The following is a 12,085-nucleotide window of genomic DNA, read 5'->3' on the forward strand; positions in this document are numbered from 1 at the left end:
ACCTTACAAACAGGATGAAAGAATGATTATCAAACGACTTGATTACTTTATATCAATAAGTATTATTAGCCTTTTTATTATTTGGGCTGAATTTTCACCTAGTTCATTGGTCGATTACTCACTAGAAGATGGTTTTTTTGAAAATTTAAGTGCTATTTTCTTTGGGGTTGCATCCTTCGTTTTTGCTTTTGCCATAAAAACGAATAAACAATATTTCGACATTAAAATAGGTTTAGGTATGTGGGCTACACTAGCTTGGGTAACCTTAATGTTTATTTTTATGGGAGAGGAAATTAGCTGGGGGCAAAGAATTTTTTCTATTGCCACTCCTGAAGCTTTGATGGAAACAAATTTACAGCAAGAGTTTAATCTTCATAATCTAGCCATAGTTGATAATACTATGGGAGGAAAATATAGATTATTTTCTTTAATGCTATTGTGCTTTGGTTTGGTATTTCCAATAATGAAATTCTTTGCTACAGGCAAGAGGATACTTCATTTTTTTGCATTCCCTGCACCATCACTGGGCCTCGGTATATTAACTGTAGCAGCCTATGTGTTTGGTAAGTACTATTTTGATTTATTACCTATGGATGCGGCTTCTGAAATTAGAGAGTTTTTATTCTCTGTTGCAGTATTAATACTATCGATACAGTCGGTATTTTACCCTGATAAAGCGTATGTTATAGAGCCAAATTAACTATGTACTTGCTTTATTCTAGTACATAGAGGCTTTTAAATGTTGAACCGAAGGCGTTTTCTATGATTAATCCCAATAGTTTTACTAAGCTTTAATGCCAGGGGGGGGGATCTTGAATATAGAGTTATTTACGAACTTATATAATGAGTTATTAAGCAATTTGAGCTCTGTGCAAGTAAGTAGAATACATAGCTTAGTTGCCGTTAGTTACAAGCAAACGGTGAGGGTACAAAGCTATCAAGACGAGACTCTTGCGAAAGCATTTATTGAACTAAATGAAAGCAATGATTATCATTTATTACAAACATACAAAAAACTTCTTATTATAGGATCTATCTTAAAAAACTGGCCTGATTTAAGCGCTCAGTCGAAGGGGCGGTTATCTGTAGAGTATCAGGTCTATTTACAGCGAATTTATCATCTGTTTATTAATGAATTAGATGATAGTTTCGATAATATGGATATTTTTTGGAAGGAATTGGCTGTTGCTCGTTTACAACTCTTTCCATTGCGTGCAGGTGTTGCTGAGTTCTACTCAGGTTTTGGTATTAGACAAGGCTTAACGTTCAATTTAATTGAAACCATTCGTTTTATAGCCTATTTGCTCCAAAGTGATTTTGTAAGAAAGGCTTATTACAAAGTACATACTCATACGCCGACCATTAGTAATTTTTCCGAGGATGGTTGGACGAAAAGTTATTTGCAACTTGCAGAAATGTTAAAGCGTGATAAAACAATCAAAGGTGTTATTCGGGGAAGTTGGTTTTTTGACCCTGAAATTAAAAAAATCAGCCCTCATCTGAGTTATTTGCAGGATTTACCTTTACAGCATGGCGCTAAATTATTTTATATTGGCTCCGATAAATCGGGTTGCGCATTTTCCAAATCAAAAGCACGCCTGAAGCTTTATCATGATGGAAAATACACCCCCAAAAATTATTTATTGGTGTGGCCAAGAGAGGCAATCATTCACTGGGCCGACTCAAAAATTAAATAGCCTAGGCTATTGATTATAGAGTTGGTTCACGAATTCGTTTTAGGTGTCTAATGAAAACAATTATTTTATATTTCATAAAATTTCTAGGTGGCTTTTGGTTATCTAGAAAATTAATCCGTAATAAAACACTTATTCTTGCTTATCATAGTTTTGAAGTATTCGATGAAAGTGAATTCCGGCCTAATTTGTTTATTAAATATTCGACCTTAACCCAGCGGTTAAAGTATTTGAAAACCCACTGTAATGTAGTTTCACTTTCGGAGATCGAACAATCTAATAAGCCAATTAACTCTGTTGTTATTACCGTTGACGATGGCTGGGCTTCTACTTTAAGTCACGCATCCTCTGTTTTTAGTAAATTCAATTTCCCTTATACTATCTATTTAACAACAGAAAATGTATTGGATAACCAACCTGTTTTTCATATTTTATTAGATTATATTCTACAGGCATCTGTGGGGAAGACTTTAACGATAATATTGAAAGGTAAGGAGTGTATTAAAACTGTTGTAAGTATCAATAATATAGAAAATTTAAAAAAAGAGATTGCCCTTGTTAAAACGAAGAGATTAGATACGGAGTTGTTAACTGTTATAGCAAGAAGTCTTGATGTTGACATCGGTGGGATAATTGATAAAAAATCCTTTTCATTGATGTCAGTGGATGAGGTCAAAAATATCGCTCAATTAGGTGCCGATATTCAACTACATACTCATAGCCATCATACCTACTTATTTGATGAAAATGCTTTTGAGAAAGACCTTCAAGCAAATCAACAGCATATTGAAGATATAACTGGAATAAAGCCATTACATCATTGTTATCCATCAGGTAGCTATAATGCAGATAGCATACAATGGCTAAAACGATTAGGCATAAAAACAGCAACAACCTGTAATCCTGGCTTTTGTGATGAACAATCAAATAAACTCGCATTGCCTCGTTTTTTAGATGGAGAGAATATACCTCAAATAGTTTTTGAAGCTGAGGTGAGTGGCGTATTAGAAGTGTTTAGAAAGCTTAAGTCATTAATTATTAGCGGAAAGCTACGAACGGTAAATAGTTAACTATACTAGGGGGACTGGCTGCTTATTAGTCAAGTGTGGTTTCTAAAGGGAAGATATGCAGGCCAATAGTTTTTCTATATTTAAGCGGTTAATACTTACTTATTCTTATATTCAATTAGAAGCGAAAAGGTACCATCGCAGTATTATCAGTATTATTCTTGAAATGTTATACCTGTGTATAAAGAATGGTTTTGGTCCTAATTATTATTTGTTGGCTGGCATGGCAGATAAAAACATGTCATGGCATGAAAAATGTCAGCACATCAATCATGCTCAATACCACCGAGCGTTAAATATTCTTAACCCAATACCATATCGCAAGTTAACTCAGCATAAATTAACAGAGAAAGCGTTTTTACAACTCGCAAAAATACCAACAGCTGATTTTATCGGTTATTACCATCCGCTAAAGGGATTTGATGATAATGGTGATTCCCTTCGAACTTATGCAGCATTAGAACGTTTAATGCTCTCGTTTCAAGGTGGCAGTATTTGTATAAAAATTCCAGAAGGCTCTTGTGGACAAGGTTTTTTTGCTGGTGAAGTGCAAGAAAATGAGCAGGACAGTGAGGAAATAATTCTTAAGCCTATATGTAAATTAAATACTATTCCCTTAGAGGCTCTACTTGAAGATTATAAAGACGTTATTGAGCATGAAGGGATCATTCTTGAGCATTATATTAAACAAACTAAGGGCTACGCTAGGTTTAATCCTGCAAGTGTTAATACTGTGCGTGTATGGGTGCTACAAACAAAGGGAACTATTGAGGTCATAGGAGCTTATTTTCGTATCGGCCGAAAAGACTCAATAGTAGATAATTCTGGAGCAGGTGGCATTGTTTGCCCTGTTGATCATAAAACAGGGAAACTTGCTAAAGGGATCTTCACTGCTACTCCATATAGAGAAAATATTGAACATCATTGCGATAGCCAAGTGCCGTTATATAATGAAGTTTTGCCTCGATGGCAAGAAATCTTAGATTGCTCTTGTGAGACCCTTCGAAAACTTCCCTATACTAACTTTGCCGGTTTAGATATATGTATGTCAGATAGTGGCCCATTGGTTATCGAAGTAAATGTAGCACCTGATAAAGATGGCGCCGCTTACGCTAATATTCCTTCTTCATTACTTCTTAAGGCCGCTAATGAGTTAATGACTGCCGATAGGTGTCAATAATGTTAAGTATTTATACTTAGTTGTTAGCGAAGGTGAAAGAGGTTTCGTTGACAGCCAGTATCGCTTATTATTGATACATTACTAATGTAGCAATAATAACTCTCATCAATGGAATTAATATGAGCCAGTCAAATACTTCATCTACGTCTATTTACCCAGCAATTATGTGCGGGGGCAGCGGCACGCGCCTTTGGCCTTTGTCACGTGCTCTTTTCCCGAAACAATTTTTACCCTTAGTTAATGATACTAGCATGCTACAAGACACGCTGTTACGCTTGCCTGAAAATAGCAATGAGCCAGTATTTATTTGCAATGAAGAGCATAGGTTTTTAGTCGCAGAGCAGGTAAGGCAATTATCACAAAGCCAAGGCACTATTTTACTTGAACCAGAAGGACGAAATACCGCCCCTGCTGTTGCCTTAGCGGCAATTAATGCCTTAGAAAAAGATAAAGATGCATTGTTGCTGGTGTTAGCCGCCGATCATGTTATTCAAGACACTGTCGCTTTTCATCAAGCGGTTGCACAAGCAATTATTGCAGCACAGCAAGGTAAGTTAGTTACCTTTGGTATTGTGCCGACTCATGCTGAAACAGGGTACGGTTATATTAAAAAAGGCACTGAGCAAACAACAAATACTTTTGATGTCGCACAATTTGTTGAAAAACCTAATCAGGATATAGCCGATGAGTATCTAGCCTCAGGTGATTATTTATGGAATAGCGGTATGTTTTTATTTAAAGCCTCTCGTTATTTAGATGAGTTGGCTAAGTATCGCGCTGATATCCTTGACAACTGCCAACAAGCAATGACTGATGTTGAGCTAGATTTAGACTTTTTAAGACCAAATAAAGCGGCCTTTTTAGCTTGTGCTAGTGAGTCTATTGATTATGCAGTAATGGAGAAAACAGATTCAGCTGTAGTTATCCCACTTGATGCTGGCTGGAGTGATGTCGGCTCATATTCAGCATTATGGGAAGTTTGTCAGCAAGATGATGATAAAAATGTTCTTAAAGGTGATGTCATTGCACAGACAACCACTAATAGTTATATCCATAGTCAAAATAAACTGATCGCAACGGTTGGTGTTGATAATTTAGTTATTATTGAGACACCTGATGCTATTTTGGTTGCCAATAAAGACAAGGTACAAGAAGTTAAACAAATTGTTGAGCAGTTGAAAAAAGAGCAACGCTCTGAAGCTGTATTACACCGAGAGGTTTATCGTCCTTGGGGTAAATACGACAGTGTTGATACCGGTGAACGCTTCCAAGTAAAACGTATTACGGTAAAACCTGGCGCTAAGTTATCGGTGCAAATGCATCATCATAGAGCCGAGCATTGGATCATTGTTTCAGGTACTGCAAAAGTGACCATAGATGAAAAAACAGTGTTATTAACTGAAAATCAGTCGGCTTATATCCCCGTTGGTGCAGTGCATGCCTTAGAAAACCCTGGAATACTACCTTTAGAGATGATTGAAGTGCAATCAGGTAGCTATTTAGGCGAAGATGACATCGTTCGTTTTGAAGATAGGTATGGTCGAGCTTAGTTAATAAATTATGTGCAGCTTACTCCCCAACCTGCACATAATTATCACCACAAGAAAAAGCAATTAAACGGCTAAGCTGGGTTAAGCTATAGCCACTTTCACTTTGTAACTTGTTAAAGTGTGCTTGTATAGCTGTTAAGCTTTTTTTACTTTGTAAACCACCATCAATAATTTCTTGTGCTCTTAAGTAAGCTTCAACATCACTGCTTAAAATAAAAGTATCTTTACCTAATAATCGCAATGCATAAGGTCCAGTATTGCCACCTAAACGTTGACCGTGCTTTTTCAGGTAAGCCCATAAACCAATGATATCTGTACTTGGCCAGTTGTTGATAAACTGAGCAAAGCTCATATTACTTTCAATGTGGTGATCGAACATCATTTGCGCATTGGCTTTAATGGTTTTTACTTTATTATAATTACGAATTATTTTTGGGTCGGCGGCTTTTCGTTCCAACATTTCTTCTGGCATCATAAGAATTTTTTCAATATTAAAATTGAAAAAATTCTCTTCAAAATCAGGCCATTTATTTTCGACCACACGCCAGACAAAACCGGATTTGAAAATTTGTTTGGTAAATGCAGCAAGAATACGATCGTCACCTAGTTCGGCAACACTGTGTTGTGCTGCGGTATCGTCTAGTAATCGCTTACCGAGGATTTTTTTACCTAGCAATACTTCTAAAGCGGGTACGCCACCTTTTCTTTCGGCAGCACGTTGGAATAGTGATTTAAATGATTCGTGAGTCATAGTTTCTTAATTCGGATGGTTCTGTTGATAAGTTAAATCATTCCTGCATTCGTTGAGCGGGAAGCTAATCTTATGAATGAACCTTAGCCTATGGTTTAGGCTAAGGTTCTGTTAACACGAGAGACTTGATTCTCGCTAACCGCTGATAGTGCTCGTTATGCTTCAATTCCACAATGGCGTAACAGAGCATCAATTTCGGGTGTTCGGCCACGGAATTTTTGGAATAATGCACTTGGCTCTTCGCTGCCACCTTTCTCTAGGATATTGTTTAAGAAAGACTGTCCAGTTGCTTCGTTAAAGATACCTTGCTCTTCAAATAAACCAAAGGCATCAGCCGATAAAACTTCCGCCCATTTGTAGCTGTAATAACCGGCAGAATAACCACCACCAAAGATATGGCTAAAACCGTGTTGAAAACGATTAAATTCAGGTGCCTTGACTACTGAGTACTGCTTTCTAACATTATCGAGTGTTTGTTGAATATGCTGTTCATTGTTTAATGCTTTTGGCTCAAAGCTTTCATGCATAGTAAAATCGAAGATGCTGAACTCAAGTTGACGTAACATTTGCATAGCAGATTGGAAGTTTTTGGCTGCCAGCATTTTATCTAACATTTCTTGTGGTAATGGCTCGCCACTTTCAAAATGACCAGAAATAAAGGCTAAAGCTTCTGGCTGCCAGCACCAGTTTTCTAAAAACTGGCTTGGCAGCTCAACCGCATCCCAAGGCACGCCATTAATACAGGCAACACTGCTGGCATTAATTTGGCTTAACATGTGGTGAATTCCATGACCAAACTCATGAAACAAGGTCACTACTTCATTATGAGTAAATAATGCCGGATTATTGCCTATAGGGCCGTTAAAGTTACAGGTTAAATAGGCAACGGGGTATTGAATAGCGCCATCAGACTTCTGACTACGACCTACACAAACATCCATCCAAGCGCCGCCACGTTTTTTCTCACGCGCATATAGATCTAAATAGAAACTACCACGCTTTTTACCGGCTTTATCAACTATGTCATAAAAGTTCACATCGTCATGCCAAACATCAACGCCTTCACGATGTGTGATAGATAGGCCGAATAATTTATGCACTACGGCAAATAAACCAGCCACAACCTTATCTTTTGGAAAGTAAGGACGTAATTGCTCATCTGAAATAGCATAACGACTTTGTTTTAATTTCTCACTGTAATAAGCCAAATCCCAAGCTTGCAAGTTTTCTTGCTTGAACTCACTGGCAGCAAAGTCACTTAGCTCTTTAAAATCTTGTTTGCCTTGGTGTTGTGATTTAATAGCCAAGTTTTCAAGAAACTGCATTACTTCACTAGTGGAGTTTGCCATTTTGGTCGCTAAGGAGTGTTGAGCATAGTTGTCAAAGTCGAGTAAATTCGCTAATTCATGCCTTAAGCTTAATAACTCATTCATAATGCCACTGTTATCAAATTCATTAGCATTTGGGCCTTGATCTGAGGCACGGGTAACAAAGGCTGTATAAAGTTGTTCACGTAAGTCAGTATTATCGCAATACATCATTACTGGCAGGTAGCTTGGAATATCTAGGGTGAAGGTATAGCCTTGTTTTTCTTTTGCTTTAGCTAATTCTTGGGCTGCAGCTAAGGCACTTTCAGGTAAGCCAGTTAACTTATCTTTGTTTTCTATGGTGATACTAAAAGCATGGGTGGCATCGAGTACGTTATTGCTAAAGCTTGAACTGAGCTCAGATAAGCGTGTCTTTATTTCACCGTAACGCTTTTTATCTTCATCATTTAGCGCGATGCCTGATAATTTAAAATCGCGTAGTGCATTGGTGATTACTTTTTGTTGAGCTACGTCGAGTTGTTCAAATTCATCGCTATTTTTAATACTAAGGTAGGCTTGATATAAATCTTCATGTTGACCAACAAAGGTGCCATATTCAGATAAAATTGGCAGACATGATTCATAGGCTTCTCGTAATTCATCACTACTAACCACTGAATTCATATGAGAAACCGGTGACCATAGTTTAGCTAACACATCATCAACATCATCAATTGGCATAACTAAGTTCTGCCAAGTAAATACCTCATTATCAGCGAGTACTTGCTCAATAACTTTTTTACAGTCACTGATAGCTTGCTCAACAGCAGGTTTTACCTGCTCAGGCTTAATTTTTGAAAAGGCAGGTAGTTCACTCGATACTAATAATGGATTGGTCATAGGGTTACTTAAATAGCTTTATGAATTACTTATATGTAATGTTTAATTAAGACAATTTCAAGGTATTGCCCTAATAATAAAGCCAAGCTTATTGTTCGCGGTTGTCGACTTTATAAAATGACACTTGAAATCAGCGGCTGTTGGGCATATATATTGATTAAGAAACGACAAATTTATTGAGAGAATTATGACACAACATTTTGATTATCTTGCCATTGGTGGCGGTAGTGGTGGTATAGCTTCAGCTAACCGTGCGGCTAGATTAGGTAAAAAGGCCGCAGTTATTGAAGCTAAATACATTGGTGGTACTTGTGTCAATGTTGGTTGTGTCCCTAAAAAAGCCATGTGGTATGCCGGACAAATAGCCGATGCGTTAAAGTATGCCCATGATTACGGCTTTAGCCAGCATCTTACTCAAGGTGAGTCTCAATTTGATTGGGGCAAGTTAGTTGCTAACCGTGAAGCTTATATTAAACGAATTCATGCGGCCTATCAGCGTGGTTTTGATGCGAATGATGTCACTGTGATTAATGGCTTTGCCAAATTTATTGATAAAAATACAGTGGAAGTGAATGGTGAGCTTATCACCGCTGACCATATTACTATCGCTACGGGTGGACGCCCCGCGATCCCTACTATTGAAGGTGCCGAGTATGGTATCGATTCCGATGGCTTTTTTGCCTTAACGGAACAACCTAAAAGCGTTGCTGTTATTGGTGCAGGTTATATTGCCGTTGAATTAGCCGGAGTATTTCAAGCCTTGGGCACTGAGTCTCACTTAGTAGTGCGTAAAGAAAAACCATTGCGCGGCTTTGATGACATGTTAAGTGATACCTTGGTTGAGCAAATGGCTAAGCACGGTCCTAAGCTACACAATCACAGCACACCAGAACGCATTGAGAAACTGAGTGACGGAAAATTAGTTGTGCACTTTACTAATGGTAAATCATTAGCGCCAGTAGATACTGTAGTTTGGGCCATAGGCCGTGAGCCAGCCACCGATAATATCAACTTAGCTGCCACAGGCGTTGAGGTTAATGAACGTGGTTTTATTGTTACTGATAAATATCAAAACACCAATGTTGAAGGTATTTATGCAGTCGGAGATAACACCGGTCGTGCACAACTAACTCCAGTTGCCGTTGCTGCGGGTCGACGTTTATGTGAACGGTTATTTAATAACAAACCTGATGAGCATTTAGATTATTCTGGCATTGCCACCGTGGTATTTAGTCATCCGGTTATCGGTACCGTTGGTTTAACTGAAGATGAGGCTAAAGCCGAATACGGAGCAGACAATATTACTGTTTATAACTCACAATTTACTGCGCTTTATCAAGCGATCACTGACGATTATCGCGATCCAACACGGATGAAACTAATTTGTGCTGGCAAGGATGAGAAAGTTGTTGGTCTACATAGTATTGGCTTTGGTAGTGATGAGTTATTACAAGGCTTTGCGGTAGCGATGAAAATGGGCGCAACCAAAGCTGATTTTGATAATACAGTTGCTATCCACCCCACTTCAGCAGAAGAGTTTGTTACGTTGAGCTAATTATCTGTCACACCGAGCTTATACAGCTTTGCATTAGCTTCGATAGATAACATTTAACAAATAAAAGCCTCTGAGACTTATTTAATAATAAGGCTCATAGGCTTTTTTATATAGTTTTTACCTAGAGGTACTTTATTTCACGGTAATAGTAATCTTCTTGGAAACAACCGCTGGTTTATGAGGAATATGATGATGATCGCCCATAATCAGCTGCAAAGTATGTGTGCCTTTAGGTAAGGTTAATGTTGTTTGAGTTTGACCACCTCCGAAGTGTTTCACGTCACCGCCCATCGGCATATCAAAGTCAGGAAGGGAGTCTTTATCTATCAATAAGTGATGATGACCAGTATGCTTTTTCTCAACACCCGCAGGAGCAACACCCATATCTTTTAAGCCAAACGTCACGGTAAAAGTACTAGGCACAGTTGCGCCATCGACAGGTGTAATAATATAAACATTAGCGCTCGCTGGAGATACAGATTGCGGCATGCTATTGGCGTTAGCTAGTTCCGATGTTAATAACACCGGGCTTAACGCTAAAGTTAACAGTGATAATTGGATAAGTTTTTTCATCTTATGACTCGCTTATTTCAAGTAAATAATCTTAATCGATTGTTTTAATTAATTTTCGGATGGGATAAAAATAGCGGTACTTACTGTAGCCGTCAATATTTGATTAAAATTGGTAGTCAATTTTAAAATTAAAGCTGGTATCATTTTGACTGTAATTTCCCCAATCTAAATTGGCATAGACTATTTCACCTGCTAACCCCATACCAAAAGAAAACCTATGTTCTATGGCGATGTTTGCACCTATCATATAACCATCACTTTTAAGTTGCTGAGTAGTGGCATTGGTAATGGTTTTATCGCCGCGGAGCTGGCCCCATTGATAAAACGGACCACCGTAGATAATGTCTCTGGCAGCGAATTTATAACCGACTACCCAAGCAATATCATAAACATTGGTGTCATGCTGCCAATTTCCCGTTTCAGAGATATAATCACAATAATAATCATCGCAATCGCTGTAATAGCCACCAATGTAGTCTTGCTTACTGGTAGTATTTCTTTCATAACCTAAGGTAAACGCTTGTGAAAGATTCCCTTTAGTTGATTGCTCAGTATGGGCACCATAAAATTGATATTTGATACCAATTCGAGTCGCCGAGTCATCATCACCTCGTAGTGATATTTCTAAACCTTTTGCTGCGGTGATATTACCTCGGTAATAGCCATAAAGATTTGTGCCACTAATATCATAATCATCACCTTGATCTTCTATAATCAACCTTGTTCTACTACCATGACCTAAAGCTAAATTCACTGTTAAAGGCTCACTACTAACTTCTGGATTATCAAAGCGAGTGGTAGACATAGAGACACTTACGGGGTTAGTAGAACAAGCCGATAAAAGTATACTTAAGATCAGGCTGTTGAGTAGGGAGTAATATTTCATTAATTTCGAGTCCATTTGATATTTTGTCGGCAAAGATAACAAAATTATAGAGTTGGCTCAAATAAAAATAGGTCTCATTCTTAAATATAAATAAAGAGGGGAAATATGGGGCTGATTACATTTAATTACTTGATAGCACTTTAATGTTTTTAGCTAACTTGTAATACTGAGGTCGCGCGAGGTAGGCGACATGGCTTTTATTGACTAGGTTAATTTTTTTGATTAACATCTTCCTTCGCAGGTTCTTATATTAGGGTAAATATAATACAGATGAAAAACACTTGGCTTGGCTTAATATTAGTATTATTGATTGCATTGCAATCATATGCTGCTGTGGCTAATTCAGATGAAAATCATCAAGTTGACTCTCAACATATTCTAACAGAACATTTTCATGATGTTGATGACATTGAGCTTCTCGATGAATCATCTGACAGTGAACATAATATTAAAGACTGCCATCACTGTGGTCATTGTCAAGGCGCTCATACCCAATGGGTTGCCAGTAACAAATCTGCTTTACCGACACCTCAATTTATAATCACCAATCAATATTTCTATACAGACAACCTTGATAAGAGTTTCATTGAAGAGCTTATACGCCCCCCCATTTCTTAATTTA

11 protein-coding genes are annotated in these 12,085 nt (G+C 37.8%); 7 read left to right on the forward strand and 4 right to left on the reverse strand.

Annotated elements, in window-relative coordinates:
- Positions 1-22: 22 nt before the first annotated feature.
- From HRT55_RS03555 to HRT55_RS03575, 5 genes are all read left to right on the forward strand, one after another.
- The gene (locus HRT55_RS03555; protein WP_291618957.1) at positions 23-700 is read left to right on the forward strand and encodes a hypothetical protein; all 678 of its coding nucleotides are present in this window, start codon (positions 23-25) and stop codon (positions 698-700) included.
- Positions 701-812: 112 nt separating this feature from the next.
- Complete coding sequence (locus tag HRT55_RS03560) at positions 813-1,697, forward strand: hypothetical protein (RefSeq protein ID WP_291618959.1); 885 nt, start codon at positions 813-815, stop codon at positions 1,695-1,697.
- Between the two features lie 50 nt (positions 1,698-1,747).
- Complete coding sequence (locus HRT55_RS03565) at positions 1,748-2,764, forward strand: polysaccharide deacetylase family protein (protein ID WP_291618961.1); 1,017 nt, start codon at positions 1,748-1,750, stop codon at positions 2,762-2,764.
- 55 nt (positions 2,765-2,819) lie between these two features.
- Positions 2,820-3,941 (forward strand): sugar-transfer associated ATP-grasp domain-containing protein, encoded by a 1,122-nt coding sequence (locus HRT55_RS03570; RefSeq protein ID WP_291618963.1) that lies wholly within the window; start codon positions 2,820-2,822, stop codon positions 3,939-3,941.
- Between the two features lie 119 nt (positions 3,942-4,060).
- Positions 4,061-5,491 (forward strand): mannose-1-phosphate guanylyltransferase/mannose-6-phosphate isomerase, encoded by a 1,431-nt coding sequence (locus tag HRT55_RS03575; RefSeq protein ID WP_291618964.1) that lies wholly within the window; start codon positions 4,061-4,063, stop codon positions 5,489-5,491.
- Between the two features lie 19 nt (positions 5,492-5,510).
- Here HRT55_RS03575 and HRT55_RS03580 read toward each other — a convergent pair whose 3' ends face one another.
- Together HRT55_RS03580 and prlC are read right to left on the reverse strand one after the other, a co-directional pair.
- Complete coding sequence (locus tag HRT55_RS03580; protein ID WP_291618966.1) at positions 5,511-6,242, reverse strand: DNA-3-methyladenine glycosylase I; 732 nt, start codon at positions 6,240-6,242, stop codon at positions 5,511-5,513.
- 155 nt (positions 6,243-6,397) lie between these two features.
- Positions 6,398-8,449, reverse strand: coding sequence for an oligopeptidase A (gene prlC, locus HRT55_RS03585; protein WP_291618968.1), 2,052 nt, complete (start codon positions 8,447-8,449; stop codon positions 6,398-6,400).
- Positions 8,450-8,636: 187 nt separating this feature from the next.
- Here prlC and gorA point away from each other — a divergent pair, with 187 nt between their 5' ends.
- Positions 8,637-10,004, forward strand: a complete 1,368-nt coding sequence (gene gorA, locus HRT55_RS03590; RefSeq protein WP_291618969.1) for a glutathione-disulfide reductase — start codon at positions 8,637-8,639, stop codon at positions 10,002-10,004.
- Between the two features lie 132 nt (positions 10,005-10,136).
- Here gorA and HRT55_RS03595 read toward each other — a convergent pair whose 3' ends face one another.
- Both HRT55_RS03595 and HRT55_RS03600 read right to left on the reverse strand, forming a co-directional pair.
- Positions 10,137-10,577 carry a DUF4399 domain-containing protein gene (locus tag HRT55_RS03595; RefSeq protein ID WP_291618971.1) on the reverse strand — a complete coding sequence of 147 codons (441 nt, stop codon included), beginning with the start codon at positions 10,575-10,577 and terminating at the stop codon, positions 10,137-10,139.
- 103 nt (positions 10,578-10,680) lie between these two features.
- Positions 10,681-11,382 carry a hypothetical protein gene (locus HRT55_RS03600; protein ID WP_291618973.1) on the reverse strand — a complete coding sequence of 234 codons (702 nt, stop codon included), beginning with the start codon at positions 11,380-11,382 and terminating at the stop codon, positions 10,681-10,683.
- 351 nt (positions 11,383-11,733) lie between these two features.
- Between HRT55_RS03600 and HRT55_RS03605 the strand changes: the two genes are divergently transcribed.
- Positions 11,734-12,081, forward strand: coding sequence for a DUF2946 domain-containing protein (locus HRT55_RS03605; protein WP_291618975.1), 348 nt, complete (start codon positions 11,734-11,736; stop codon positions 12,079-12,081).
- Positions 12,082-12,085: the final 4 nt, after the last annotated feature.

The sequence above is a fragment of the Colwellia sp. genome (assembly GCF_013214175.1).
In the GTDB taxonomy this organism is placed as follows: Bacteria; Pseudomonadota; Gammaproteobacteria; order Enterobacterales; family Alteromonadaceae; genus Colwellia.

Coding starts and splice junctions, on each gene's coding strand:
- HRT55_RS03570 (WP_291618963.1), top strand. CDS start 2,820: ATGCAGGCCAATAGTTTTTCTATATTTAAGCGGTTAATACTTACTTAT.
- HRT55_RS03580 (WP_291618966.1), bottom strand. CDS start 6,242: ATGACTCACGAATCATTTAAATCACTATTCCAACGTGCTGCCGAAAGA.
- HRT55_RS03565 (WP_291618961.1), top strand. CDS start 1,748: ATGAAAACAATTATTTTATATTTCATAAAATTTCTAGGTGGCTTTTGG.
- HRT55_RS03600 (WP_291618973.1), bottom strand. CDS start 11,382: ATGTCTACCACTCGCTTTGATAATCCAGAAGTTAGTAGTGAGCCTTTA.
- prlC (WP_291618968.1), bottom strand. CDS start 8,449: ATGACCAATCCATTATTAGTATCGAGTGAACTACCTGCCTTTTCAAAA.
- HRT55_RS03575 (WP_291618964.1), top strand. CDS start 4,061: ATGAGCCAGTCAAATACTTCATCTACGTCTATTTACCCAGCAATTATG.
- HRT55_RS03555 (WP_291618957.1), top strand. CDS start 23: ATGATTATCAAACGACTTGATTACTTTATATCAATAAGTATTATTAGC.
- HRT55_RS03605 (WP_291618975.1), top strand. CDS start 11,734: ATGAAAAACACTTGGCTTGGCTTAATATTAGTATTATTGATTGCATTG.
- gorA (WP_291618969.1), top strand. CDS start 8,637: ATGACACAACATTTTGATTATCTTGCCATTGGTGGCGGTAGTGGTGGT.
- HRT55_RS03595 (WP_291618971.1), bottom strand. CDS start 10,577: ATGAAAAAACTTATCCAATTATCACTGTTAACTTTAGCGTTAAGCCCG.